General features: G+C 74.4%; 24 protein-coding genes. 18 read left to right on the top strand and 6 right to left on the bottom strand.

From position 1 onward, the window contains the following. The 4 genes from DNK53_RS11675 to holA all read left to right on the top strand — a co-directional run bounded on the left by DNK53_RS11675 (position 1) and on the right by holA (position 5,387). On the top strand, positions 1-855 hold the full coding sequence (locus DNK53_RS11675) for a DegV family protein (protein WP_110182525.1): 855 nt from the start codon (positions 1-3) through the stop codon (positions 853-855). Positions 856-938: 83 nt separating this feature from the next. Beyond that, entirely contained in the window at positions 939-2,018 is a 1,080-nt protein-coding gene (locus DNK53_RS11670; protein WP_110183122.1) for a helix-hairpin-helix domain-containing protein, read from the top strand. A gap of 98 nt (positions 2,019-2,116) precedes the next feature. Then, positions 2,117-4,369, top strand: a complete 2,253-nt coding sequence (locus tag DNK53_RS11665) for a ComEC/Rec2 family competence protein (protein WP_239456504.1) — start codon at positions 2,117-2,119, stop codon at positions 4,367-4,369. Positions 4,370-4,400: 31 nt separating this feature from the next. Then, positions 4,401-5,387 carry a DNA polymerase III subunit delta gene (gene holA / locus DNK53_RS11660; RefSeq protein ID WP_110182523.1) on the top strand — a complete coding sequence of 329 codons (987 nt, stop codon included), beginning with the start codon at positions 4,401-4,403 and terminating at the stop codon, positions 5,385-5,387. Between the two features lie 121 nt (positions 5,388-5,508). Here the strand turns inward: holA and rpsT are convergent, their stop codons facing one another. Then, entirely contained in the window at positions 5,509-5,769 is a 261-nt protein-coding gene (gene rpsT, locus DNK53_RS11655; RefSeq protein ID WP_110182522.1) for a 30S ribosomal protein S20, read from the bottom strand. 129 nt (positions 5,770-5,898) lie between these two features. Continuing rightward, the gene (locus DNK53_RS11650) at positions 5,899-6,894 is read right to left on the bottom strand and encodes a phosphotransferase family protein (RefSeq protein ID WP_110182521.1); all 996 of its coding nucleotides are present in this window, start codon (positions 6,892-6,894) and stop codon (positions 5,899-5,901) included. A gap of 145 nt (positions 6,895-7,039) precedes the next feature. On the opposite strand from DNK53_RS11650, the gene lepA reads away from it, so the two are divergent. The 5 genes from lepA (at position 7,040) to hemW (ending at position 13,824) form a co-directional block, all read left to right on the top strand. After that, on the top strand, positions 7,040-8,917 hold the full coding sequence (gene lepA / locus DNK53_RS11645) for a translation elongation factor 4 (protein ID WP_204163895.1): 1,878 nt from the start codon (positions 7,040-7,042) through the stop codon (positions 8,915-8,917). After that, positions 8,918-9,793: an aminoglycoside phosphotransferase family protein gene (locus DNK53_RS11640; protein ID WP_110182520.1), complete on the top strand. Its 876-nt coding sequence runs from the start codon at positions 8,918-8,920 to the stop codon at positions 9,791-9,793. It abuts the gene before it with no gap. Between the two features lie 34 nt (positions 9,794-9,827). Beyond that, positions 9,828-10,487 (top strand): MOSC domain-containing protein, encoded by a 660-nt coding sequence (locus DNK53_RS11635; protein WP_110182519.1) that lies wholly within the window; start codon positions 9,828-9,830, stop codon positions 10,485-10,487. 163 nt (positions 10,488-10,650) lie between these two features. Beyond that, positions 10,651-12,474, top strand: coding sequence for an AMP-dependent synthetase/ligase (locus tag DNK53_RS11630; RefSeq protein ID WP_110182518.1), 1,824 nt, complete (start codon positions 10,651-10,653; stop codon positions 12,472-12,474). 129 nt (positions 12,475-12,603) lie between these two features. Continuing rightward, positions 12,604-13,824 carry a radical SAM family heme chaperone HemW gene (hemW, locus tag DNK53_RS11625; protein ID WP_110182517.1) on the top strand — a complete coding sequence of 407 codons (1,221 nt, stop codon included), beginning with the start codon at positions 12,604-12,606 and terminating at the stop codon, positions 13,822-13,824. Between the two features lie 47 nt (positions 13,825-13,871). Here hemW and DNK53_RS11620 read toward each other — a convergent pair whose 3' ends face one another. From DNK53_RS11620 to DNK53_RS11610, 3 genes are all read right to left on the bottom strand, one after another. Then, a complete protein-coding gene (locus tag DNK53_RS11620; RefSeq protein ID WP_110182516.1) occupies positions 13,872-14,726 on the bottom strand; it encodes a DUF3097 domain-containing protein in 855 nt (284 codons plus the stop codon). A 110-nt stretch (positions 14,727-14,836) separates the two neighbouring features. After that, on the bottom strand, positions 14,837-15,196 hold the full coding sequence (locus tag DNK53_RS11615; RefSeq protein WP_110182515.1) for a hypothetical protein: 360 nt from the start codon (positions 15,194-15,196) through the stop codon (positions 14,837-14,839). 36 nt (positions 15,197-15,232) lie between these two features. Then, positions 15,233-15,994, bottom strand: a complete 762-nt coding sequence (locus tag DNK53_RS11610; protein ID WP_110182514.1) for an MBL fold metallo-hydrolase — start codon at positions 15,992-15,994, stop codon at positions 15,233-15,235. Positions 15,995-16,108: 114 nt separating this feature from the next. Here DNK53_RS11610 and hrcA point away from each other — a divergent pair, with 114 nt between their 5' ends. From hrcA to DNK53_RS11595, 3 genes are read left to right on the top strand one after another with little or no spacing between them, the layout of a single operon-like run. Further along, positions 16,109-17,140, top strand: a complete 1,032-nt coding sequence (gene hrcA, locus DNK53_RS11605) for a heat-inducible transcriptional repressor HrcA (protein WP_110182513.1) — start codon at positions 16,109-16,111, stop codon at positions 17,138-17,140. A gap of 52 nt (positions 17,141-17,192) precedes the next feature. Next, complete coding sequence (gene dnaJ / locus DNK53_RS11600) at positions 17,193-18,362, top strand: molecular chaperone DnaJ (RefSeq protein WP_110182512.1); 1,170 nt, start codon at positions 17,193-17,195, stop codon at positions 18,360-18,362. A 14-nt stretch (positions 18,363-18,376) separates the two neighbouring features. After that, positions 18,377-19,114 (top strand): 16S rRNA (uracil(1498)-N(3))-methyltransferase, encoded by a 738-nt coding sequence (locus DNK53_RS11595; protein ID WP_110182511.1) that lies wholly within the window; start codon positions 18,377-18,379, stop codon positions 19,112-19,114. Between the two features lie 22 nt (positions 19,115-19,136). Here DNK53_RS11595 and DNK53_RS11590 read toward each other — a convergent pair whose 3' ends face one another. After that, positions 19,137-20,096 carry a Gmad2 immunoglobulin-like domain-containing protein gene (locus tag DNK53_RS11590; protein ID WP_110182510.1) on the bottom strand — a complete coding sequence of 320 codons (960 nt, stop codon included), beginning with the start codon at positions 20,094-20,096 and terminating at the stop codon, positions 19,137-19,139. A 121-nt stretch (positions 20,097-20,217) separates the two neighbouring features. Here DNK53_RS11590 and DNK53_RS11585 point away from each other — a divergent pair, with 121 nt between their 5' ends. The 6 genes from DNK53_RS11585 to DNK53_RS11560 all read left to right on the top strand — a co-directional run bounded on the left by DNK53_RS11585 (position 20,218) and on the right by DNK53_RS11560 (position 25,183). Further along, positions 20,218-20,586: a histidine triad nucleotide-binding protein gene (locus DNK53_RS11585; RefSeq protein ID WP_110182509.1), complete on the top strand. Its 369-nt coding sequence runs from the start codon at positions 20,218-20,220 to the stop codon at positions 20,584-20,586. After that, positions 20,583-21,818 carry a hypothetical protein gene (locus DNK53_RS11580; protein ID WP_110182508.1) on the top strand — a complete coding sequence of 412 codons (1,236 nt, stop codon included), beginning with the start codon at positions 20,583-20,585 and terminating at the stop codon, positions 21,816-21,818. The genes DNK53_RS11585 and DNK53_RS11580 overlap by 4 nt, the downstream gene beginning before the upstream one ends. A gap of 106 nt (positions 21,819-21,924) precedes the next feature. Continuing rightward, the gene (locus DNK53_RS11575; RefSeq protein WP_110182507.1) at positions 21,925-22,935 is read left to right on the top strand and encodes a PhoH family protein; all 1,011 of its coding nucleotides are present in this window, start codon (positions 21,925-21,927) and stop codon (positions 22,933-22,935) included. After that, complete coding sequence (gene ybeY, locus DNK53_RS11570; RefSeq protein WP_110182506.1) at positions 22,932-23,405, top strand: rRNA maturation RNase YbeY; 474 nt, start codon at positions 22,932-22,934, stop codon at positions 23,403-23,405. The genes DNK53_RS11575 and ybeY overlap by 4 nt, the downstream gene beginning before the upstream one ends. Positions 23,406-23,433: 28 nt before the next feature. Then, positions 23,434-24,816 (top strand): hemolysin family protein, encoded by a 1,383-nt coding sequence (locus DNK53_RS11565; RefSeq protein WP_239456503.1) that lies wholly within the window; start codon positions 23,434-23,436, stop codon positions 24,814-24,816. After that, positions 24,797-25,183 (top strand): cytidine deaminase, encoded by a 387-nt coding sequence (locus DNK53_RS11560; RefSeq protein WP_110182505.1) that lies wholly within the window; start codon positions 24,797-24,799, stop codon positions 25,181-25,183. The genes DNK53_RS11565 and DNK53_RS11560 overlap by 20 nt, the downstream gene beginning before the upstream one ends. Positions 25,184-25,199 lie beyond the last annotated feature (16 nt).

Raw genomic sequence — 25,199 nt, 5'->3', positions numbered from 1 at the left:
GTGCCCGGGACCGTGATCGTCACCGACTCGACCGCCAGTCTGCCGCCCGAGGTGGCCGCCGCGAGGGGGATCGTCGTGGTCCCCCTGCAGGTGGTGATCGGGGCCAAGGTGCTGGACGAGGGCGCCGAGGGCGCGACGCCCGAGTTCGTGGCGCAGGCCCTGCGCGACTTCGTGCCCGTCTCCACCTCGCGGCCCGCACCGGCGGCGATGCTGGAGGTCTACGAGAAGCTGGCCGCCGACGGGGCGCAGAGCGTCCTGTCGGTCCACCTCTCCGGCGAGATGAGCGGGACGCTCGAGTCGGCCCAGCTGGCGGCGCGGGAGGCCTCGGTCGAGGTCGTGGTGGTGGACAGCCGGCAGGTCGCGGCGGCGACGGGCTTTGCTGCCCTGGCCGCCGCCGACGTGCTCGACGCCGGCGGCGACGTGCACGCGGCGGCCGACGCGGCGCGGGCCCTGGCCGCTGCCTCGCACTCGTGGTTCTACGTCGACACCCTGGAGTACCTGCGCCGGGGCGGGCGGATCGGCGCCGCGGCGGCGCTGCTGGGAGGCGCCCTCGCGGTGAAGCCGCTGCTCGAGATCCGGGACGGCAGGGTGGCCTCGCTCGAGCGGGTGCGCACGGCGGGCCGGGCGCTGCAGCGGCTGGAGGACCTCGTGGTCAGCACCGCCGGCGACCGAGAGGTCGACCTGTGCGTCGCCCACCTGGCCAACCCCGAGCGGGCGCACCACCTGACCACGCGCCTGCGGGAGCGGCTGGGCGACCGGCTGACGGGCCAGGTGTGGTGCACCGAGCTCGGCGCGGTGCTCGGCGCCCACGTGGGGCCGGGCATGGTGGCCGCCGCGATCGCCCCGCGCCTGTGAGCGACGCCCGCGCCGCCTGAGTTCTCCACAGGTCCGGGGCTGCCGTCCGACGCGTGCCGCCGGAGTTCCGTACGGTCGCCGTCATGCGCTCCCGCCGTCCCAGCCCCGAGCACGAGCAGGCCGTGGCCCGTCGACTGGCGCTGCTGTCGGCCGAGCTGGCGGCCGTGCGGGCGGAGCTGCCGCCCGACGTGGGTGACCGCGAGGTCGTGGGGTCGCCCGGTCCCGGTCCCGGTCCCGGTCCCGTGGGCTGGGCCGACGTCGAGCCGACCCGGGTGCGTCCCTCCGGCGGGCCGGGGGAGGAGTGGCTCCGCGAGCAGGCGCAAGGTTCGGAGCCGGACCCGTGGGCCGACCCTCTCGACGACCCCGCCCGTCCTGCGCGTCCTGCCGGTCCCGCGCCGGGCGCCCTGCCCGTGCCCGGGCGGCACGCGGCGAGGAGGGCGCTCGCGGGCCCGTGGCTCCCCGTCCGGGGCCGGGTGACCCTGCAGCCCAGCCACCTCGTGGTGGTCGCCGCGCTGGTCGCCGTCGGGCTCGCCTGGACGACGTGGTGGGTGGTCGCCGGGCAGCCGCGCACCGCGGCGGTGCCCCCGCGGGCCGTCCCCTCGCCCGTGGCGGGGGCGGTGGAGCCCGTCGCCCCCGTCGCCCCGCCCGTCGCCCCGCCCGTCCCCGGGGGAGAGGCGGCGCCCGGCCCCGGGAGCGCCACCGGCCCGGCGGGCGGTCAGGAGGTGGTGGTCGACGTGGCCGGGCGGGTGCGCAGGCCGGGGCTGGTGGTGCTGCCCCCCGGGTCGCGGGTCGCCGACGCCCTCGAGGAGGCCGGCGGGGCCAGGGCGGGCGTCGACCTCACGAGCCTCAACCTGGCCCGGGTCCTCGTGGACGGCGAGCAGCTGCTCGTCGGGGTCCGGGTGCCGGCCGGCCCGGCGCTCGCCTCCCCGGGCACGTCGCTGCCGGGCCACGCGGGCGCCGGTGCGCCGGCCGGCCTGGTCAACCTCAACACGGCCGACGAGGCGCTGCTCGACACCCTGCCGGGCGTCGGCCCGGTGACCGCGGCGGCGATCGTGGCCTGGCGCACCGAGCACGGTGGCTTCACCGCGGTGGACGAGCTGCTCGAGGTCAACGGGATCGGGGAGGTGACCCTGGCGGAGCTCGCCCCGCTGGTCACCGTGTGAGTCCGGGGCCTGGGTCGAGGCCGGGACAGGGGGCGGGGCGGGCTCGCGGGTCCGGTGGCGACGCCGCCCGCCCCGACCTGCGCACGAGCGCCCTCGGGGTGGCCGCGTGGGCCGGGGGACTGGTCGGGCTGCGCGCCACCGACGCCGGCGTCGCCGCTGGGATCGCGCTGCTCGCGGTGCTGCTGGTCGCCTCCCTCCGGGCCCCGGGAGCGCGCCCGACCCGGACGGCCGCGGTGCTGGTCGCCGCGGCGGTCCTCGTCTCGGCCTGGGCCCGGGCGGAGCAGACCGGCACGGGGCCCGTGCCGGAGCTGGCCGGCGAGCGGGCGACGGTCGACGTGGTGCTGCAGGTGACGTCCGACCCCCGTCCGCTCGCGGGGGCGTACGGCGAGCAGGTGGTGGTGCGCGGGACGGTGCGGCACGTCGCGGGCCGGGGCGGCGCCTGGCAGGTGCGCAGCCCCGTGGTCGTCCTGGGCGGCCCGGGGTGGCGGCCGGTGCGGCTCGGCTCGACGGTGCGGACCCGAGGTCGCCTCCTGCCTGGCGACGGTGACGCGAGCGCGCTGCTCCGCCCGACCGGAGCCGGGCCCGCGCTGGTCGAGGGGCCCGACGCGTGGTGGCGCGGCGCCGCCGCGGTGCGGGCCGGACTGCGCACGGCCGTGGCCACCCGTCCCGAGGACCAGCGGGTGCTGGTGCCCTCGCTGGTCGTCGGCGACGACGCCGGGCTCGACCCGGGCCTCGCCGCCGACTTCCGGACCACCGGGCTCACCCACCTGCTCGCGGTGAGCGGGACCAACCTCACGCTCATGGTGGGCTTCCTCCTCCTCGCGGGCCGGTGGCTGGGGGTGCGGGGTCGCGGCAGGTACGTCGTGGGCGTCCTGGGGATCGTCGGCTTCGTGCTGCTCGCGCGCACCGAGCCCAGCGTCGTGCGGGCGGCCGCCATGGGGTCGATCGCCTTGCTCGCCTTCACCAGCAACGGGCGCGACCGGGGGATCCGCACGTTGGGGGCCGCGGTCGTGGCGCTGCTCCTGTGGGACCCCCGGCTGGCGGTCTCGGTCGGCTTCGCCCTCTCCGTGCTCGCGACCGCGGGCATCCTCCTGCTGGCGCCGCAGTGGCGCGACGCTGCCCGTCGCTGGCTGCCCCGAGGGGTCGCCGAGGCCGTCGCGGTCCCGGCCGCGGCCCAGCTGGCCTGCACCCCCGTGGTCGCCGCGATCTCGGGCGAGGTGAGCCTGGTCGCGGTGCTGGCCAACCTGCTGGTGGCACCCGCGGTCGCGCCCGCCACGGTGCTGGGGCTGGTGGGTGGCGTGTGCGCGGTGGGGTGGCCGGCGCTGGGTCAGCTGGTCGCGCTGCCGGCGGGCTGGGCCGCGGGCTGGATCATCGCGGTGGCCCGCTGGGGTGCCGCCCTGCCCACCCCTGCGGTGGACTGGGGGACGGGGCCGTGGGCGCTGGCGGGGCTGACGGTGCTGTGCGGGTTGCTGGCGGTCGCGGCTCCGCGCGTGCTGCGCCGGCCGGTGGCCACCACGCTGCTCTGCGTGGCCGGGCTGGCGGTGGTCGTGATCCGGCCCCCGTCGCCGGGCTGGCCGGCGTCGGGCTGGGTGCTCGCGGCGTGCGACGTGGGGCAGGGGGACGCGCTGGCCGTCCGGGTGGCACCGGGGGCGGCGATCGTCGTGGACGCCGGGCCGGAGCCCGCCGCGGTGGACCGGTGCCTGTCCCGGCTGGGCGTCGAGGAGGTCCCGCTGCTGGTCCTCACCCACTTCCACGCCGACCACGTGGGGGGCCTGGACGGCGTGCTGGGCGGTCGTGCGGTCGGCGAGGTCCGGGTCTCGCCCCTCGCCGACCCGGCCGACGGTGCGCGCGAGGTGCTCGGCCGTCTCGCCCGCGACGGTCTGGTGCCCGGCCACGGGCCGGGGGACGGTGCCCCGGTGCGCGTCGGCGAGGCCACGGTCCAGCAGCTCTGGCCCCCCGCCGACGGGGCGGGACCAGCCGCACCCGGTGGGGCCAACGACGCCAGCCTCGTGCTCCTCGTCGAGGTCCGGGGCGTCCGGGCCCTCCTCACCGGCGACGTCGAGCCGGGGGCACAGGGGCGGCTGGCCCGGCTCCTGCCGCCGGGCCTGACGGTGGACGTGCTCAAGGTGCCGCACCACGGCAGCCCCCACCAGGACGAGCGGCTGCTCGCCTCCCTGCGGCCGCGCGTCGCCCTGGTGCCCGTGGGGGCGGACAACACCTACGGTCACCCGGCGCCGGCCGTGGTGGCACTGCTCGAGGGGGTGGGCGCGCGGGTGCTGCGCACCGACACCTCGGGCGACGTGCTGGTGCTCGAGCGCGACGGCGTCCTGCACACCGCCGCCCGCCGGTGACGTCGGCGCGGTGTGGCAGGCTGTCCGCACCATGGCTCAGGGTCCCACCGCTTCGCAGGTCCTCGGCCGCGTCACGCTCGTGACCGGCAAGGAGGAGTTCCTCAACGAGCGCGCCGTGGGCGCGGTCCGGCGCGCGGTGCTGGCGCACGACGACGAGGCCGAGGTCGCCGAGGTCGCCGCCTCCGCGCTGACCGCGGCCGCCCTCGACGAGATGTGCTCGCCCTCCCTCTTCTCCGCGACGCGCTGCGCCGTCGTCCGCGCGCTCGAGGAGCTCCCCGACGAGCTGTACGACCACGTCCTCGCGCGGGCCGTGGACCCGGTGGAGGACGTCGCGCTCGTGCTCATGCACGGCGGCGGTCCCCGCGGCAGCGGGCTCCTCACCAAGCTCCGCAAGCTGCCGTGCGTCACCGAGGTGAAGGCGGCCGAGGTCAAGTACGCGAGCGGGTTCCAGGAGTTCGCCCGCGGGGAGTTCGCCCAGCTCGGGGCCCGGGTCAGCCCCGACGCCCTCGAGCTCCTGGTGCTCGCGGTCGGCCACGACCTGCGTTCGCTCGCCGCCGCGGCCCACCAGCTCACCAGCGACTTCCCGGGCGAGCAGGTCACCCTCGAGCTCGTGAAGCGCTACTTCGGCGGACGGGCCGAGGCGAAGTCGTTCGCCGTCGCCGACGCGGCGATGGCGGGGGACGCGGCCCAGGCCCTGGAGGAGCTGAGGTGGGCGCTGGACGGCGGCACGCCGGGCGTCCTGGTCACCTCGGCGGTCGGCCAGTCGGTGCGGGGGGTGGCCAGGTTCCTGGGGGCGGCCCGCGGTCTGCGGGACGCCGATCTCGCGCGTGAGCTCGGCGTGCCCCCGTGGAAGGTGAAGACGGTGCGGAGCCAGGCGCGCAGCTGGGACGACCGGGGGATCGCGCTGGCGCTGCAGGCGGTCGCGCAGGCCGACGCCGACATCAAGGGGGCGGCCCACGACGCCAGCTACACCCTGGAGCGCCTGGTCCTCACGGTCACCGCCCTGCGCTCCCGCTGAGGGGCCGTCGGCAGCCGACGGTCGCGGCCGCCGACGCGGGTGGGGCCGGAAATGCCGCGAGGCGCCGCACCCGGAGGGGTGCGGCGCCTCAGGAGCTGCGTGGCTCGAGCGACGGGGTCGCTCAGAGAGCGGCGGCCTTCTTGGCGATCGCCGACTTGCGGTTGGCGGCCTGGTTCTTGTGGATGACGCCCTTGGAGACGGCCTTGTCGAGCTTGCGGGACGCCTCGCGGCCGAGGGTGACCGCGTTGTCCTTGTCGCCGGCCTCGGCGGCCTCGCGGAACTTGCGGACCGCGGTCTTCAGACCGGTCTTGACCGCCTTGTTGCGCTCGTGGCGCTTCTCGTTCTGCTTGTTGCGCTTGATCTGGGACTTGATGTTCGCCACTGAAGAACCTTCGGTCTCGGTCTGGTCAGGAAAGAAGAATGGGTGAGTCGGCTGCCTGGCAACCCCAGAGAGGGTCGGGCGCCGGACATGCGGGCACGAGATTACCAGTGGGCGCGGCGACCACCCAAATCACTCGTCCCGGGACTCGTCCCGGCCGGTACCGCCGGCCACCGCCCAACCACGCCGCTCGGCCAGCCACTGCCAGCAGACCTCGCCCTGCCAGGCCTGGTGCGCCCGCAGCCACGGGGAGGTGGGCGGGACGGCCTCGCCGCCCATCCGGAGGAAGAACCCGGTCACCAGCGCGAGGAACGAGTCGACGTGCTCGGCCGGCACGTCGCGCAGCAGGGGGCGGGTCGCGATCACCCCCTCCACGTCGAGGCCGTCGCCGCGCGGACCGACGAGTGCGAGCAGGGAGTCCAGCCACGAGGCTCCGCGCACAGGCCAGTTCCAGTCGCAGATCCACGCCCGGCCCTCGGGGTCCACGAGCACGTTGTCGGCCCGGACGTCGGTGTGCACGAGGGTGTCGCCGTCGGTGGCGGCGGCGTGCGCTGCTGCGAGGGCCTGCGCCTCGTCGAGGTGGGGCAGGTCGGGCCGGCGCTCCCGCACCACGTCCCAGTGCGCGGGCCAGTCGGCCGTCTCCACCACGAAGGGGTCGAGCGCGAGGGCCGGGGGGACCGGGGTGGTGACGGCCGCGACGGACTCCAGGGCGTCCAGCGTCGCGTCCAGGTGGGCCGGTGTCCACGGGCGGGGCGGGTTGACTCCCTCCTGGTGCTCGAGGACCAGCACGACCCAGTCGTCGTCGAGGAGGGCCACGAGGCGTGGGGCCGGGATGCCGTCGGGGAGCGCGGCCAGCTTGCGCGCCTCCTCCCGGTAGGAGTCGGCGAAGACGCGCTGCGCCTTCGGCGAGGCGGCCTTGACGAAGTGGCGCGACCCGTCGGCGCAGACGAGCACCGACGCGAAGCCCGGCGTGAACCCCGCGTCCTGCGAGAGCGCCTCGACCACGGGCGAGCCGCAGCGACGCTCGACCCACGCGCGGACCCCGGGCGGCAGGAACTGCCAGTGCAGGCGCCGCGCGGTCGCGTCGGGCGGGGCGGGGTAGGGGCCCGGGGCGGGGAGGGCGGTCACGGACGCATCCTCCCGCGCGCCGTCCCGGTGGGGCCCACGGGGTCGTCGTCCGGCGGACCCGGCGTCGCGGCACGAATCCCGGGCGGGCGAGGCCTCGTGGAACAATGGCACGACCCGCACCGCACGACGTACCCGAAAGTCATCCGTGTCCCTGAAGAGCGCCCCGAAGCCCGGACAGACCGACCCGTCGATCATCCGGAACTTCTGCATCATCGCCCACATCGACCACGGCAAGTCGACCCTTGCCGACCGGATGCTGCAGCTGACCGGGGTGGTGGACGAGCGGGCGGCCCGCGCGCAGTACCTCGACCGGATGGACATCGAGCGCGAGCGCGGCATCACGATCAAGAGCCAGGCCGTGCGGATGCCCTGGACCGTGCCGGGTGGCAACGAGCAGGGGGCGGAGCCGGGCACCTACGTGCTCAACATGATCGACACCCCCGGCCACGTCGACTTCACCTACGAGGTCTCGCGCTCGCTGGAGGCCTGCGAGGCGGCCGTCCTGCTGGTCGACGCCGCGCAGGGCATCGAGGCGCAGACGCTGGCCAACCTCTACCTGGCGATGGGTGCCGACCTGCACATCATCCCCGTGCTCAACAAGATCGACCTGCCGAGCGCCAACCCGGAGAAGTACGCCGCGGAGCTGGCCGGTCTGGTCGGCTGCGAGCCCGAGGACGTCCTCCAGGTCAGCGCGAAGACCGGCCTGGGCGTCGAGGCGCTCCTCAACGAGATCGTCAAGCAGACCCCACCGCCCGAGGGCGTCGCCGACGCCCCGGCCCGGGCCCTGATCTTCGACTCTGTCTACGACACCTACCGCGGCGTGATCACCTACGTCAGGGTGGTCGACGGCGAGCTCACGCACCGTGACCGGATCAAGATGATGTCGACCGGTGCCACGCACGAGCTCCTCGAGCTCGGCGTGATCAGCCCCGAGCAGGTGAAGGCGGACAAGATCGGGGTCGGCGAGGTCGGCTACCTGATCACCGGGGTGAAGGACGTCCGCCAGTCCCGGGTCGGCGACACGGTCACCACGCAGCACCACGGGGCCGAGGAGTCCCTCGGCGGCTACAAGCACCCCAACCCGATGGTCTACGCCGGCCTCTACCCGATCGACGGCGACCAGTTCGGCGACCTGCGGGAGGCCCTGGAGAAGCTCCAGCTCAACGACGCGGCGCTGACCTACGAGCCCGAGACCTCCGGCGCGCTGGGCTTCGGCTTCCGTTGCGGCTTCCTCGGCCTGCTCCACATGGAGATCACCCGGGACCGGCTCGAGCGCGAGTTCGACCTCGACCTGATCTCGACCGCGCCCAACGTGGTCTACGAGGTGCAGATGGAGGACGGCTCCGAGGTCGTGGTGACCAACCCGAGCGAGTACCCCGAGGGCAAGATCGCTGAGGTCCGGGAGCCTGTCGTCAAGGCGACCATCCTCAGCCCGAGCGACTACATCGGGACGATCATGGAGCTGTGCCAGCAGAAGCGGGGCAGCCTGCAGGGGATGGACTACCTCTCCGAGGACCGCGTCGAGATGCGCTACACCCTGCCGATGGGTGAGATCGTCTTCGACTTCTTCGACCAGCTGAAGTCGCGCACCAAGGGCTACGCCTCGCTGGACTACGAGCGCTCCGGCGAGCAGGCCGCCGACCTGGTCAAGGTCGACATCCTGCTCCAGGGCGAGCCGGTCGACGCGTTCTCGGCCATCGTGCACCGCGAGGCGGCGTACGGGTACGGCGTGATGATGGCCGCCAAGCTCAAGGAGCTGATCCCGCGCCAGCAGTTCGAGGTGCCGATCCAGGCCGCCATCGGGGCCCGGGTGATCGCGCGGGAGAACATCCGCGCCATCCGCAAGGACGTGCTCGCCAAGTGCTATGGCGGAGACATCAGCCGCAAGCGCAAGCTGCTGGAGAAGCAGAAGGCGGGCAAGAAGCGGATGAAGAACATCGGCACCGTCGAGGTCCCGCCGGAGGCGTTCGTCGCCGCGCTCGCGACCTCCCAGCCGTCCACCGACAAGGCGGGCAAGAAGTAGGTGCCGGCCGGCCGCCCCGACGGTCCCTCCCGGCGGGTCCCCGAGCTCTGCGAGGAGTGGCGGCTGGCCCCGGACGGCGACGCGCGCTTGCCCGGTGACGCGTCCTCGGCGCTCGTCCTGCCGGTCGTCGCCGACGGCGGTGCGCGGGCGGTCCTCAAGGTCGTGGCCCGCTCCGTCGACGCCGAGCGCGAGGCGCTGGCCCTGCAGACCTGGCACGGCGCCGGGGCGGTCCGCCTGCTGCGGGCGGACCCCGGTCGCCGCGCCCTGTTGCTCGAGCGCGCCGGCGAGGGACTGCGCGACCACTGGGACGTCGAGGCGTGCGAGGTGATCGGCTCGCTCTACGGCACGCTGCACGTGCCGGCACCGGCTCGCGTCCCGCGGCTGGCGGTCGCGTTGCGCCGGGACGGCGAGCGGCTGGCGGGCCTGCCGCGTGCGGCTCCGCTGCCCCGCCGGCTGGTGGAGCAGGCCGTCGCGCTCGGCCGGCAGCTGGCCGCGGAGGCGGAGGACGGCAGCGGTCCGGACCGCCTGCTCCACGGTGCCCTCCACTTCGACCACGTGCTGGCGGCCGGGCGCGAGCCCTGGCTGGTCGTCTCGCCCACCGCCGTCGCCGGGGACCCGCACGCCGAGCCGGCGCCGCTGCTCTGGCACCGCTGGGCCGAGCTCGCGGGAGACGTCCGGGGCGGCCTGCGCCGCCGCTTCCACGCCGTGGTGGACGCCGCCGGCCTGGACGAGGACCGGGCCCGGGACTGGGTCGTCGTGCGGACGCTGCACCGGGCGCTGCGGCTGCTCGAGGAGGACGCGACGGCGACCGGCGCCGCGGGGACCCGGGACCGGCTGACGGCGTGCGTCACGGTCGCCAAGGCCGTCCAGGAGTGAGGACGTCGCGGCCGGCAGCGCCTAGGGTGCCGGGGTGAGCGCGCAGGTCATCGCCGTCAACGTCGGCCGCCCCGAGGGCGGGCCGTGGACCGGTCGCGTCGGCCGGACCGCGATCCGCAAGCACCCCCAGGCCGGGCCCGTGGGCGTGCGCCGGACCGGGTTGGACGGGGACTCGGTCTGCGACCTCACGTTCCACGGCGGGCCCGACCGTGCCGTGTACGCGTTCGCGCGCGAGGACCTCGACCACTGGCAGTCCGTGCTCGACCGCCCGCTGCGCGACGGCCTCTTCGGGGAGAACCTCACGACCTCCGGCCTCGAGGTCACCGAGGCGCGGCTGGGGGAGCGGTGGCGGGTGGGGACGGCCCTGGTCGAGGTGGCCTCGGTGCGCACCGCCTGCCGGGTCTTCACCAGCTGGCTGGGCCGTCACGGGCTGGAGGAGGGCGGCTGGGTGCGACGCTTCACCGAGCACGGTCACCCGGGCGCCTACCTGCGCGTGCTCGAGGAGGGCGTCGTCGAGCGTGGGGACGCGGTCGAGGTGGTCCACCGGCCCGCCCACGACGTCACTGTGGGGCTGGCCTTCCGCGCCGTGACCACCGAGCGCGCCCTGCTCCCGCGGCTGCTGGAGGTCGACGGGCTCGCGGAGCACCTGCGCGAGAAGGCGGAGGCGTACGCCGCCTCGGCCGCCCGCCGCTGAGGTCGTGCAGGGGCCGGAAACCCTTGCCGCAGGCGAGATCCGCCCGAATTCCGGGGCAAAGGCGAGAAGTGCTACCGGCGAGTCACCTAGTGATCTAGGTTACCTCCAAGCAGTCAGCACGGCGGCCGGCAACGAGGGGCGCCACAACCGAAGCGCAGGAGACATGCCCAACACCAACGACACCAGCTTCCTGGCGACGATGCACCCCAACGTGGCCGTCCAGTTCTACGACCGGGTCGCGAAGTCACCGGACCGCGAGGCGTTCCGCTACCCGACGAAGTCCGAGTCGTGGGAGTCGGTGACCTGGGCGCAGGCCGGCGAGATCGTCCGGAACCTGGCCGGCGGGCTCCTCTCCCTCGGGCTCCAGCCGGAGATGCGGGTCGGCATCGCCTCGAGCACGCGCTACGAGTGGGTCCTCGCGGACCTCGCGATCATGTGCGCCGCGGGCGCCACCACCACGGTCTACCCGACCACCAACGAGGAGGACACGGCCTACATCCTGTCCGACTCCGAGAGCCGGGTGGTCTTCGCCGAGGACGACGAGCAGATCGCCAAGCTGGTCAACCGCAAGTCCGAGCTGCCCTACGTCGCCAAGGTCGTCACCTTCGAGGGTCGCACCGACGGTGACTGGGTCATCAACCTCGACGACCTCTCCGCGCTCGGCGAGGCCTACCTCGCCGCCAACCCCGGGGTGCTGGAGGCCAAGGCCGAGGCCATCCGCCCCGACCAGCTCGCCACCCTGATCTACACCTCCGGCACCACCGGCCGCCCGAAGGGCGTGCGGCTGCGGCACGAGTCCTGGGTCTACGAGGGCAGCGCCATCCAGTCGCTGGGCATCCTCAGCGAGGACGACCTGCAGTTCCTCTGGCTGCCGATGGCCCACTCGTTCGGCAAGGTGCTGCTCTCGACCCAGATGGCCTGCGGCTTCCCGACCGCGATCGACGGCCGGGTCGACAAGATCGTCGAGAACCTCGGCATCGTGAAGCCCACCTTCATGGGCGCGGCCCCCCGCATCTTCGAGAAGGCGCACGGTCGGATCGTCACGATGCAGGCAGCCGAGGGCGGCGCCAAGGAGAAGATCTTCAAGAAGGCGTTCGAGGTCGGCATCGAGGTCGAGCGCCTCAAGGAGGAGGGCCGCTCGGTGCCCTTCGGCCTGGGCCTGAAGCACAAGGTCCTCGACAAGATCGTCTTCGCCAAGATCCGTGACCGCTTCGGCGGACGCGTGCGCTTCTTCATCTCGGGCGCGGCCGCGCTCAACCAGGACATCGCCGAGTGGTTCGGCGCCGCGGGTATCCAGATCCTCGAGGGCTACGGCCTGACCGAGTCCTCGGCCGGCACGTTCGTCAACCGCCCGTCGAGCAACAAGTTCGGCACCGTCGGCCCGCCGATGCCCGGCACCGAGGTCAAGCTGGGCGAGAACGACGAGGTCCTGATCAAGGGTCCCGGCGTGATGGAGGGCTACCACAACCTCCCCGAGGAGACCGCCAAGTCGCTCGACCCCGACGGCTGGCTGCACACCGGCGACAAGGGCTCCATCGACGAGGCGGGTCGTCTCCGGATCACCGGCCGGATCAAGGAGCTCTTCAAGACCTCCGGCGGCAAGTACATCGCCCCGCCGGCGATCGAGTCCAAGTTCAAGGCCGTCTGCCCCTACGCCAGCCAGTTCATGGTCTTCGGCAACGAGCGCAACTACTGCGTCGCGCTGGTCACCCTCGACCCCGACGCGATGGCGACCTGGGCCGAGGAGAACGGCATGGCCGGCGCCTCGTACACCGAGATCGTCCGCAGCCAGCAGGTCAAGGACATGGTCCAGGGCTACGTCGACGACATGAACTCGCAGCTCAACCGCTGGGAGACCATCAAGAGGTGGGAGCTGCTCGACCACGACCTGACCATCGAGTCCGGTGAGCTCACCCCGTCGATGAAGGTCAAGCGCAACGTCGTCGAGAGCAACTACAACGACCTGATCGAGAAGATGTACGCCTGACGGCCTCGTCCGGCCCCCGGGCCGGTAGGGCGTCGTGAGCAGGGCCCCGCGGTGGACCGCGGGGCCCTGTCGCGTCCCCGGCGGGCACCGCGGTGGGCCAGGCGTGGACCGGCGTGGTGGGATGGGGGCGTGCCCTCAGCCCTGCCCGACGGGGAGCCCGCCCCCGAGGACGGCTCGCTGCCCGCCTCGGCCCTGGTGGGCGCGACGAGCCGCCCGCTCGCCGTCTACCTCCACGTCCCCTTCTGCCGCGTCCGGTGCGGCTACTGCGACTTCAACACCTACACCCCGTCGGAGCTGGGGGACGTCGGCGACACGTCGATGGCGTCGTACGCCGATCAGGCGGTCGCCGAGGTGCGGCTGGCCCGCCGGGTGCTCGGCGAGGCCGCGCGCGAGGTGCGCACCGTCTTCGTGGGCGGCGGCACGCCGACCCTGCTGCCGCCGGCCGACCTCGTCGCGATGCTGGGAGCCGTCCGCTCCGAGCTCGGGCTCGCGCCCGACGCCGAGGTGACGACCGAGGCCAATCCCGACAGCGTCACGCGCGACGGGCTGGCCCGGCTCCGGGAGGCGGGCTTCACCCGGATCTCGTTCGGGATGCAGTCGGCGGTCCCGCACGTGCTGGCCACGCTCGACCGCACCCACGACCCCGCCCGCGTGCCGCTCGCCGTCGAGTGGGCCCGGGCGGCCGGCTTCGACGAGGTCAGCCTGGACCTGATCTACGGCACCCCGGGGGAGTCGCAGGCCGACTGGGAGACGTCGCTGGACGCCGCGCTGGCGTCGTCCCCGGACCACGTCTCCGCCTACTCGCTCATCGTCGAGCCGGGGACGGCCCTGGCCCGGCGGGTGCGGCGCGGCGAGCTGCCCGTGCCGGACGACGACGACCTGGCCGACAAGTACCTGTTGGCCGACGAGCGCCTGGTCGCCGCCGGGATGGAGTGGTACGAGGTGTCCAACTGGGCGCGGCGTCCGCAGAGCCGCTGCCTGCACAACCTGCTCTACTGGCGCGGTGCCGACTGGTGGGGCGTCGGCCCGGGCGCCCACTCCCACGTCGGGGGCGTGCGGTGGTGGAACGTCAAGCACCCGGCCGCGTACGCCGCCCGGCTCGCCGCGGGCGCGAGCCCGGCGCACGGGCGCGAGGTCCTCTCCGACGAGGACCGCCACGTCGAGCGGGTGCTGCTCGAGCTGCGGCTGCGGGAGGGGCTGCCGCTCGTGGCGCTCTCCGAGCGGGAGCGCGCCGGCGTCCCGGGCGTGGTCGCCCGCGGCCTCGTGCTGCAGGAGGGGGACCGGCTCGTGCTGACCCGGGAGGGCCGGCTGCTGGCCGACGGGGTCGTGCGCGAGCTCCTGGCCGACTGACCCGACGCGATCCGGACGGCCGGTGAGGCCGTGCCCGGGCGCGCTCGTCAGGGGGCGGTGACGAAGTCGATCAGCTCCTCGACCCGCCCGAGCAGGGCCGGGTCGAGGTCCTGGAACCCGCGCACGCCGCCCAGCACGTGCTTCCACGCCCGGGCGATGTCCGCCTGGTCCCGGTGCGGCCAGCCGAGCTGCTGGCAGGTGCCCTTCTTCCAGTCGATGGAGCGCGGCACGTCGGGCCAGCGCTGGAAGCCGAGCCGCTCGGGCTTGACCGCCTGCCAGATGTCGATGAAGGGGTGGCCCACGACCAGCACGTGCTTGCCGACCGGCGAGCGCATGATGCCCTGGGCGATGCGGCTCTCCTTGGAGCCGGGGACGAGGTGGTCGACCAGCACCCCGACGCGTCGCTCGGGACCGGGACGGAAGTCCTTGAGGTGGTCGGCCAGGTCGTCGACGCCGCCGAGGTACTCCACGACGACGCCCTCGATCCGCAGGTCGTCGCCCCACACCTTCTCGACGAGCTCGGCGTCGTGGCGGCCCTCGACGAAGATCCGGCTCTGCCGGGCGACCCGGGCCTTGGCGCCGTGCACGGCCACCGAACCCGACGCCGTGCGGGTGGCCTTGGCCGGGGCGGCCCGCTGGACCGGGGGAGTGAGCACCACCGGGGCGCCCTCGAGCAGGAAGCCTGGCCCCAGCGGGAAGGTCCGCCGCTTCAGTCGCCGGTCCTCGAGCGTGACGGTGCGCAGGTCACGGTCGATCGCGACGATCTCCCCGCACCACTCGGTCGTCACCTCCTCGACGACGAGGCCCACCTCGGCGGGGCGCTCCTGGGCGCGGCCGCGCTTCGGGGCGCGCCAGTCGGTCGAGAGGACGTCGGAGCCGTAGCGGTCGGAGGGGGAAGGCACCCGGACACGCTAGGACGTGGCGGGGACGACCCGGGTGAGGACGCGCGGGACCGGTCCGGATCGGCCTCGGATCCGGACCGGGTCGACGCCGGTCGGTCCGCCGGCGGGTCTCAGCTGGAGATCCCCGCCTGGCCCTCGTCGCCGCCCTCGCGCGCCTCCGCGGAGTCCGAGCCCCGTGCCGCCTGCCCGTCGTCGTCCTGGGCGGTGTCGTCCTGGTCGGTGCCGCCCTCCTCGCGCATCCCGAGCTCCTCGGACGACTTCGTGGCGGGGTCCTCGGGGTCGAGGGGCTCGGCCAGCGGGTTGTCGTCACCCGGGCGCAGGTCCTCGGGGAGCTGGTCGTCGGAGATGCCGGCGACCGTGCGCTCGTCGGGGGCGGCGTCGCCCGCGCCGTGGTCGGCGTCCGCCGGGCTCGTCGTGCTCTGCGCCCGCGGAGGCTCGGGGGCCTGGGGAGTGGGGTCCTGGTCGCTCATGGGGGAGCGGTACCCGGGGGTGGGCGGGGTCACACCTCAGACGAGGGGGAGGAGCTTCTGCGCCCGGGGCAGCTGGGCGTAGGCGCGCGGCACCGCGGCGGCCACGTGCTCGGGTGGGAACGGCCACGTCGCCGCGGCCAGCGCGTCGGCCTCGGGCACGCCGCGGCCCACGAGGTCCCTCAGGGTCTCCGCGACCGTCCCGACGTCGGCACGCTGGCGCTCGACGAAGTCGCGGTCCACCGGGGCGCCGTGCCCGGGGACGACGACGGTCCCGGGCGAGACGAGCCCGAGGACCAGGTCGAGCGCGACGGGCCACTCCATCGGCCAGGAGTCCTCGCCGTACCAAGGCGGGGTCGCCTCCTCGACGAGGTCTCCCGCGACGAGCACGTCGGCGTCGGGCACCCGGACGACGAGGTCGCCCGAGGTGTGCGCGCGGCCGGGGTGGAAGAGCTCGACCGCACGGTCGCCGAGGTCGAGGACGTGGACGGAGGAGAAGGTCCGGGTGACCCCGGGCACGGCGGCGTCCTCGTGGGCCACCACCTCGAGACCGGGGTACGCCGCCGCGAGGGCGCCGTTGCCGCCGACGTGGTCGAAGTGGTCGTGCGTGCACGCCACGGCGGTGACGGTGACGAGGCCGAGGCGGCGCAGGTCCTCCAGCAGTTCGCGGCCCGCCTGCTCCGACTCGCGGGTGTCGACGACGAGCGCGCCGCGCTCACCGCCCACGACCGTGACGTTGACGTCGTGGGCGGCGTAGCGTGCCACCCAGACCCGGTCGGCGACCTCCACGAGCTCCGGCATGCCGTCGAGCCTAGCCCGGCTCGCAGGGCCTAGTAGACTTGGCACTCGTGGGTCCGGAGTGCCAGCACCCGGATCGCCAGCCCAGGGAGAGCCCCAGCAGAGGACGGAGGAGCCGTGTCGGAGGATCGCAAGCTCGCCGTCCTGCGCGCGATCGTCGAGGACTACGTCGCCACCGAGGAGCCGGTCGGCTCGAAGGCGCTCGTCGAGCGGCACGGGCTGGGGGTCTCCCCGGCGACGGTCCGCAACGACATGGCGGCGCTCGAGGACGAGGGGTTCATCCACCAGCCGCACACGAGCGCGGGCCGGGTGCCGACCGACAAGGGCTACCGGCTCTTCGTCGACCGGCTGAGCACCGTCAAGCCGATGTCGACCGCCGAGCGGCGCGCCATCTCCTCCTTCCTCGACGGGGCCGTCGACCTCGACGACGTCGTCCAGCGCTCCGTGCGGACGCTGTCCCAGCTGACCCGCCAGGTCGCCGTCGTGCAGTACCCGACGCTGTCGCGCAGCACCGTGCGGCACGTCGAGGTCGTGCTCCTGGCGCCCGGGCGCCTGCTCGTGGTGCTGATCCTCTCCACCGGGCGGGTGGAGCAGCGCCTCGTCGAGCTCCCCCGGGAGTCCTGCGACGTCGACGACGAGCAGCTCCTCGACCTGCGCCAGCGGATCGGCCGGGTCGCCGCCGGACGACGCATCGCCGACGCCTCGACCGCGCTCGGCGTCCTCGTCGAGGAGGTCCCCGAGCAGGACGTCGCGCTCACCGCGGCGGTCGTCGAGGCGCTCACCGAGGCCATGTCGGACCACCGCCGCGACGAGCGCGTCGCGGTCGGCGGCGCCGCCAACCTCGCGCGCTTCGGCCAGGACTTCGACACCACCGTGCGGCCGCTGCTGGAGGCGCTGGAGGAGCAGGTCGTGCTGCTGCGGCTGCTGGGGGAGGCGGCCGACGCCGGGGCCGTGACCGTCCGCATCGGCCACGAGGGGCCCTACACCGAGCTCGCGGGCACGAGCGTCGTGGCGACCGGCTACGGCCCGGCCCAGGACGCGCTCGCCAGCCTCGGCATCGTCGGTCCCACGCGCATGGACTACCCCGGCACCATGGCCGCGGTCCGGGCCGTCGCCCGCTACGTCTCCCGCATCCTCGACGAGGCCTGAGGCGTCCGGCACCCCCACACGTCACCACCCCACTCCGATCCGAAGGACCAAGTTGAGCCAGGACCTCTACGAGCTGCTCGGCGTCCCCCGCGACGCCGACGCGGACACGATCAAGAAGGCCTACCGGCGGCTGGCGCGCCAGCTGCACCCCGACGTCAACCCCGACCCCGAGACGCAGGAGCGCTTCAAGGAGGTCACGACCGCCTACGAGGTGCTGTCGGACCCCCAGAAGCGCGCCCACTACGACCGGGGCGGCGACCCGTTCGGTGGCGCCGGGGGCTTCGGCCAGGGGGCGGGCTTCTCCTTCACCGACATCATGGACGCCTTCTTCGGCGGCGCCGCGCCAGGTGGCGCGCCGGGCGGCGGTCGGGGACCCCGGCCGCGCACCCGGCGCGGCCAGGACGCGCTGATCGCGCTGGAGGTCGAGCTGGCGGAGGCGGCGTTCGGCGTCACCCGGGAGCTGAAGGTCGACACCGCGGTCGTCTGCTCCGCCTGCCACGGCGAGGGGGCCGCCCCCGGCACCCACCCGCAGACCTGCGAGACCTGCCGCGGGGCCGGCGAGGTCGCCCAGGTGCAGCGCTCCTTCCTCGGCGAGATCCGCACCCTGCGCCCGTGCGCCGCGTGCCGCGGCTTCGGCACGGTCATCGCCGACCCCTGCCGCGAGTGCGCCGGGGACGGCCGGGTGCGGTCCCGCCGCACGCTCACCGTCAAGATCCCCCCGGGCGTCGACGACGGCACCCGCGTCCAGCTCGCCCACGAGGGCGAGGTCGGCCCCGGCGGCGGCCCGCCCGGCGACCTCTACGTCGAGATCCGGGTGGCGCAGCACCCGACCTTCATCCGGCACGGCAACGACCTGCACTGCACGGTGGCGGTCCCGATGACCGCCGCCGCGCTCGGCACGACCCTCACCCTGGACCTCCTCGAGGCCGACCTGGACGACGACGACGAGCGCGAGCGCTCGACCGAGATCGAGGTCCGCCCGGGCACGCAGTCCGGCACCGAGCAGGTCCTCCGGGGTCGCGGCGTGCCCGGGCTGCGCGGCGGGCGGGGCGATCTCGTCGTCACCCTGGTCGTCGAGACGCCGACCCGGCTCGACCACCGCCAGGAGGAGCTGCTGCGCGAGCTGGCCGAGCTGCGCGGCGAGGAGTCGCCCGAGGGCACCGTGCGGTCGTCGTCCAAGTCGGTCTTCGGCCGGCTGCGCGACGCGTTCAACGGCAGCTGAGCGGGGACGTCGCCGTGTCGTTGCCCGTGCACTGGGTGCCGTCCCTGACGGACGCCCGCCCGGGCGCCGTGGTGCAGGTGGAGGGGGACGAGGCGCACCACGCCGTGGCCGTACGGCGGCTGCGGGTCGGCGAGCGGCTGGCCCTGACCGACGGCCTGGGCACCCGCGTCGTCGGCGAGGTCGCCGTCACCGGCAAGCGCCGGCTGGAGGTGCGCGTCGTCGACGTCGAGCGCCACGAGCGACCGGCGCCCTCGTTCACGGTCGTCCAGGCGCTGCCGAAGGGGGACCGCGGCGAGCTGGCCGTGGAGGTGCTCACCGAGGTGGGCGTGGACCGCGTGGTCCCGTGGGGCGCGGCGCGCAGCGTGGCCGTCTGGAAGGGCGAGCGCGCCGTGCGGGCCCACGGCAAGTGGGCGGCGACCGCCCGGGAGGCGGCCAAGCAGTCGCGACGCTCCTGGTTTCCCGAGGTGTCCTCGCTGGCGTCGACGGCCGAGGTCGCGGACCTGGTCGCCGGCGCCGACCTCGCGGTGGTGCTGCACGAGGACGCCGCGGCCACGGTCTCCGGCCTCGAGGTGCCCGACGGGCGGGTCGTCGTCGTCGTGGGGCCCGAGGGCGGGCTGACCGACGAGGAGGTGGCCGTCCTCGAGGAGGCGGGTGCCCGGACGCTGCGGCTCGGCACCGAGGTGCTGCGCACCTCCACGGCCGGCGTGGTCGCGGTGGGGGCGCTGATGGCGCGGACCGCGCGGTGGGCCTGACCGCCCGACGCAGGTCGCCGGGTCAGCGCACCTCGACCTCCTTGGTGTCGACCGTCGGACCGGGGCCCTCGCCGCCGGAGGGGTCGCCGGTCGAGGCGACGAACGTGTAGCGCCCGGGTTCCAGGCCGGAGACGTCGATCTCGTCGGTCTCCCACGGGTACAGGCGGTCCATCCACCCCTCGGCCGTGGCGAAGCCCTCCAGGACGACCTCCGACCCCCGGCGCAGCTCCCACGGCACGGTGGCCTCGAAGGCGCTCGCCACCCCGCGCGCGCGGAAGGAGCCCTCGAGGACCGAGCCCTGCTCGGGGGCCGTCACGCTGACCAGCGCCAGCACGTCGAGCGGGTCGGCCTGCCGGACCCCCTCGCGCGTGTCGACGCCGAGCAGCGTCGTCGGCACGCCGCCGAGCGTCACGACGACGGGGACCCGCTCCTGCACGGCTGCCTGCGCCGTGTGGACGAGCTGCTGCACCGCGAGGCGGGCCCGGCGACGTGACGTGCCGGGTGCCGGCGTCGTCCACGCGTCGTCCCGCAGCTCGACCACCACGCGCCCGGCGTCCCGGTCGTGCACGACGGACTCCACGGAGCCCGCCGGGAGCAGGGAGCGGTAGTCGGGGTCGAGGGCCTCGCCGGAGGTGAGCAGGTCGACCGCCCCGGCGAGCGCGTCGGGCCCGGGGGCCCGGCGGAACTCCCGGAAGAGGCGCGGACCCCGAGGGGTCGACCCCACCCAGTAGACCGCCACGGTGCGGTCGCCGGTGGCCGCCGTCGGGGCGGCCGAGGGCGAGGGGGAGCCGGGAGCGCCCGCGGACGACGAGGGCTCCCCGGCGCTGGACCCCGCGTCCGCGGGGGAGGTGTCGGGGGTGCTCGCGGTCGTCGGGGTGTCGACGTCGTCGCCCGGGTCGGCCGCCTCGGTGCAGCCCGAGAGGGCCAGGGTGCCGCCCATCAGGGCGGCGAGGACGCTGGTGCGGAAGGTGGGGGCGCGCATGGTCGTCACGCTAGTGGGACGCGCGGGCCCAGCTCCGGGTTCACCCCCCCCGGCGCGTCCGGCGTGAGACCACCTGCCGGGATGCGAGACACGGGTCGCGGTTGCGTGCGATTCTTCGGCCATGAGCTCTTCGAGTGATCCCGGCCACACGGGCGACTGCCTGTTCTGCCGGCTGGTGGCCGGTGACGTGCCGGCCGAGGTGGTGGAGGCCACCGACCGGTCGGTCGCCTTCCGCGACGTCAACCCGCAGGCGCCCACCCACGTGCTGGTGGTGCCGAGGGCCCACCACGCCAACGCGGTCGAGCTGGCGACCGGCGACCCCGAGGCGCTCGCCGACGTGGTGCGCCTCGCCGACTCCGTCGCGGAGGCGGAGGGGCTGGCCGGGGACTACCGCCTCGTCTTCAACACCGGGGCCGGTGCCGGCCAGACGGTCTTCCACACCCATCTCCACGTCCTCGGCGGACGTCCGTTCACCTGGCCGCCGGGATGACCCGCCGGGCCGCGCGCCCCGCCCGCCGCGGGAGCCGCCTCGCCGCCCTGGCGGCCGCGACGCTCTCGCTGGCCCTGCTGGGTGCCTGCTCGCAGGACGCCGAGGAGGCCGGCGCCACCGACGAGCTCGTGGAGCCGTCCGCGTCCGCCGGGTCCTCCGACGCAGGTGCGGGCAAGGACCACCACGACGCCGAGGCCGTGGGCGGCAAGAAGCTGCGCCCGGGCGAGCGCCGGGTGACGGTGTCGATGGACGAGGCCTACACCCCGGCCTCCCCGACGAGCACCGGGACCGACGACTACCGCTGCTTCCTCATCGACCCCCAGCTGGAGAAGCCGGCGTTCCTCACCGGCACCCACGTGCTCCCCGGCAACCCCGAGGTCGTGCACCACGTGATCCTGTTCAAGGTCGAGCCCGACGAGGTCGAGCGCGCCGAGGAGCTCGACGCGGGGGAGGAGGGTCCGGGGTGGACCTGCTTCGGCGGGTCGGGCCTGCAGACCGCGCCGGGCGAGGCGCTCACCGACTCCGACTGGCTGGCCGCGTGGGCGCCCGGCGGCGAGGAGACGGTGACGAAGCCCGGCCACGGGGTGCGCCTCGACAAGGGCAGCCGCGTGATCATGCAGGTCCACTACAACCTGCTGGCCGGCCCGCAGCCCGACGTGAGCGCCACCCAGCTGCGGCTCAGCTCCCGCGGCAAGGGGATGACCGGTCTCGAGACCCTGCTGCTGCCCGCGCCGGTCGAGATGCCGTGCCGAGAGGGGCACGACGACAGCCGGCTCTGCGACCGGGAGGCCTCGCTGCTCGACCTGCGCGGTCGGATCGGCCCCGACGGCGACAAGACGGCCAACCTCCTCCACCAGCTCTGCGGCATGGGCTGGGAGCCCGGCGAGCACACCGAGTGCCTGCGGACCTTCAACGAGCCGATGACCATCCACGGCGTGGCCGGCCACATGCACCTGCTGGGCAAGGAGATCAAGATCGAGCTCAACCCGGGCACTCCCCGGGCCAGGACGGTGATGGACATCCCCGTCTGGGACTTCGACGACCAGGGCGGGATCCCGATCGACCCCGTCAGGCTGCGCCCCGGCGACCAGGTGAAGGTGAGCTGCCGGCACTCCCAGGAGCTGCGCGACCGGCTCCCGGCCTTCGAGGGCCAGCCCGACCGGTACGTCGTGTGGGGCGACGGCACGACCGACGAGATGTGCCTCGGGATGCTCACCGTCAGCAAGCCCTGACCCACCGGTGGCAGGCCCCGGCGAAAGTCGCTGGGGCCCGCCACCGGCAGCGGCGTAGCATGGGCGGGCCAGCCGCCGTCCCAGAAAGGCCGCCCCCCGGGGATCCATGACTGACTCACCCCTCATCACCAAGCACACCGTCGTGGTGCCGAACAGCATCAACATGGTCAGCCTGCTGGGGCCCGGAGACGAGCACCTCGCCAAGATCGAGGAGTCGTTCGACGCCGAGGTGCACGTCCGGGGCAACCGGATCACCTTCCACGGGGACGCCTCCGAGATCGCGCTGGCCGAGCGCCTGCTCGACGAGGTCGTGGCGATCCTGCGCACGGGCCAGGGCGTCGGCGTGGAGACGATCGAGCGGATCGTCTCGATGCTGCGGCAGGAGACCACCGAGCGGCCGGCCGACGTGCTGTCCCTCAACATCCTCTCCAACCGGGGTCGGACGATCCGGCCGAAGACGCTGAACCAGAAGCGGTACGTCGACTCCATCGACAAGCACACGATCACCTTCGGGATCGGACCCGCCGGCACGGGCAAGACCTACCTGGCCATGGCCAAGGCGGTGCAGGCCCTGCAGACCAAGGCGGTCACGCGGATCATCCTGACCCGGCCCGCGGTCGAGGCGGGGGAGCGGCTCGGCTACCTGCCCGGCACGCTCAGCGAGAAGATCGACCCCTACCTGCGGCCGCTCTACGACGCCCTCCACGACATGATCGACCCCGAGACGATCCCGAAGCTGCTCGCGGCCGGGACCATCGAGGTGGCGCCGCTGGCCTACATGCGCGGACGCACCCTCAACGACGCCTTCATCATCCTCGACGAGGCGCAGAACACCTCGCCCGAGCAGATGAAGATGTTCCTCACCCGGCTCGGGTTCGGCTCCAAGATCGTCGTCACGGGCGACGTGACCCAAGTGGACCTGCCCGGCGGCGTGAAGTCGGGGCTCAAGGTCGTCGAGAGCATCCTGACCGGCGTCGAGGACGTCGTCTTCAACCGCCTCACCAGCCACGACGTCGTCCGGCACCGGCTGGTCGGCAAGATCGTGGCCGCCTACGACGAGTTCGACGCGCGCCAGGACGGCGCGGCCAGGTCCACCACCAAGGAGCGGCGTCAGTGACCATCGAGGTGCTCAACGAGTCGGGTCACGCGCTGGACGTGCGTCGCCTGGCGGGGCTCAGCAGGTTCGTGATGGACAGCATGCGCGTCCACCCGATGGCCGAGCTCTGCATCAAGGCGGTCGACGAGGAGACCATCGCCGAGCTCAACGGCAGGTGGATGGAGAAGGAGGGCCCGACCGACGTGCTCGCCTTCCCGATGGACGAGCTGCGCCCCGGCCTGGTCGACGAGGAGCCCGAGGAGGGCGTCCTCGGCGATCTCGTGCTCTGCCCGGCCGTGGCCGAGCGGCAGGGGGAGACGGCGGGCCACGGGACCGAGGCCGAGATCGAGCTCCTCACCGTCCACGGCATCCTCCACCTGCTCGGCTACGACCACGCCGAGCCCGAGGAGCACAAGGTGATGTTCGACCTCCAGGCCCAGCTCCTGGCACGCTGGCGCAGCGCGCCCGACGCCGCGCCCGACGCCGGGTGAGCGGCGGACGACGGGCCGGGGCCCCTCGGTGAGCGAGCTCTGGTGGGTGGTCGGCGCCGCCGTGATGGTCCTGCTGGCCGGGCTCTTCTCGGCGGCCGACGCGGCGCTCAGCGGCTTCTCGCGGGCGCGGGCCGAGGAGCTCCAGGCCGACGGCCGTGCGGGGGCGCGCCGGGTGCTGGAGGTGCTCGACGACTCGCCGCGCTACCTCAACACCGTCCTGCTCCTGCGGCTGCTCTTCGAGGTCGCCTCCATCGTGGTGGTCACGCTGCTGCTGCACGACGCCTGGGACGGCGCCTGGTGGCCCACGCTGCTCACCGCCCTGGCGGCGATGCTGCTGGTCTCCTTCGTCGTGATCGGGGTCGCGCCCCGCACCCTCGGCCGGCAGCACCACACGTCGGTGGGGCTGGCGCTGGCCGGGCCGGTCGTCATGGTCACGCGGGTGCTGGGGCCGCTCCCGCAGCTGCTCATCCTGCTGGGCAACGCGATCACCCCCGGGCGAGGCTTCCGGCGCGGCCCGTTCTCCACCGAGACCGAGCTGCGCGAGCTGGTCGACCTGGCCGAGGCCTCCGCCGTGATCGAGGAGGGGGAGCGGAAGATGATCCACTCCGTCTTCCAGCTGGGCGACACGATCGTCCGCGAGGTGATGGTGCCGCGTCCCGACATCGTCTACCTGGAGCGGCACAAGAACCTCCGCCAGGCCATGTCGCTGTTCCTGCGCACGGGCTACTCCCGGGTGCCGGTGGTCGACGAGAACCTCGACGACATCGTGGGGATGGCCTACTTCAAGGACATCGCGCGGCGGGACTTCGAGGACCCGGAGGCCGAGACGGTCCAGCGCGTCGACGAGCTGATGCGCCCGGTCCACCACGTGCCCGACTCGAAGCCCGTCGACGCCCTGCTGACGGAGATGCAGGCGTCGCGGCAGCACATCGCCGTGGTGGTCGACGAGTACGGCGGCACCGCGGGGCTGGTGACCATCGAGGACGTCCTGGAGGAGATCGTCGGCGAGATCACCGACGAGTACGACACCGCCGAGGTGCCGGTCGAGGTCACGGCCGCCGGCACGCGGGTCTCCTCCCGGTTCCCGGTCGACGACCTGGGCGAGGTCTTCGGGATCCACGTGATCGACGACGACGTCGACACGGTGCGGGGCCTCATGGCCAAGCACCTCGGCAAGGTGCCGATCCCCGGCTCCACGGTCGAGGTGCACGGCCTGCGGTTCGAGGCCGAGGGCCCCTCCGGACGGCGGAACCAGGTCGGCACCGTGCTGGTCAGCGTGGTCGCCGACCGCCAGACCGGCCACGGCGCCGAGCCTGCCGGGGACGACGAGCACGCCGTGGACGGCACGGACGACGAGACGGCCCCGAGGGCCGGGACGGAGGCGGGAACCGATGAGCGCGAGCACGGGTGAGGCAGGCGGCCTCGCGGCCGAGGACGCCAAGCTGGTGACGCTGGCCCGGGCGACTCGGGCCCGCGTCGGCGCGGCCCAGGGTGCGGCCGTGCGGGACAGCGACGGGCGCACCTACGCCGCGGCCAGCGTCGAGCTGGAGTCGCTGCGGCTGGGCGCCGTGCAGGTCGCCGTGGCGATGGCGCACTCGTCGGGCTCCCGGGGGCTCGAGGCAGCGGTGCTCCTGGGTGCCGACGAGCTGTCGCCGGAGGACCGCGCCGTGCTGGTCGAGTTCGCCTCCCCGGAGGTCGTGGTCCACCTCGGCGACGCGCGGGGCACGCTGACCTCCAGCGGGACGGCGGGCGAGCCGGGTCGGGAGCAGCGGGGCTGACGCTCGCGCCCGACCC

Source organism: Nocardioides solisilvae (genome assembly GCF_003194625.1).
In the GTDB taxonomy this organism is placed as follows: Bacteria; Actinomycetota; Actinomycetes; order Propionibacteriales; family Nocardioidaceae; genus Nocardioides; species Nocardioides solisilvae.
Note: the sequence above shows the minus strand (reverse complement) of the source record. Positions and strands in the feature narration are given on the sequence as shown.

Bases quoted from the DNA above. Each gene is read 5' to 3' on its own strand.
- DNK53_RS11580 (WP_110182508.1), top strand. From the start codon at position 20,583: ATGACCCGCCGGGCCGCGCGCCCCGCCCGCCGCGGGAGCCGCCTCGCC.
- DNK53_RS11615 (WP_110182515.1), bottom strand. From the start codon at position 15,196: ATGAGCGACCAGGACCCCACTCCCCAGGCCCCCGAGCCTCCGCGGGCG.
- DNK53_RS11575 (WP_110182507.1), top strand. From the start codon at position 21,925: ATGACTGACTCACCCCTCATCACCAAGCACACCGTCGTGGTGCCGAAC.
- DNK53_RS11670 (WP_110183122.1), top strand. From the start codon at position 939: ATGCGCTCCCGCCGTCCCAGCCCCGAGCACGAGCAGGCCGTGGCCCGT.
- DNK53_RS11610 (WP_110182514.1), bottom strand. From the start codon at position 15,994: ATGCCGGAGCTCGTGGAGGTCGCCGACCGGGTCTGGGTGGCACGCTAC.
- DNK53_RS11590 (WP_110182510.1), bottom strand. From the start codon at position 20,096: ATGCGCGCCCCCACCTTCCGCACCAGCGTCCTCGCCGCCCTGATGGGC.
- DNK53_RS11630 (WP_110182518.1), top strand. From the start codon at position 10,651: ATGCCCAACACCAACGACACCAGCTTCCTGGCGACGATGCACCCCAAC.
- DNK53_RS11560 (WP_110182505.1), top strand. From the start codon at position 24,797: ATGAGCGCGAGCACGGGTGAGGCAGGCGGCCTCGCGGCCGAGGACGCC.
- holA (WP_110182523.1), top strand. From the start codon at position 4,401: ATGGCTCAGGGTCCCACCGCTTCGCAGGTCCTCGGCCGCGTCACGCTC.
- DNK53_RS11585 (WP_110182509.1), top strand. From the start codon at position 20,218: ATGAGCTCTTCGAGTGATCCCGGCCACACGGGCGACTGCCTGTTCTGC.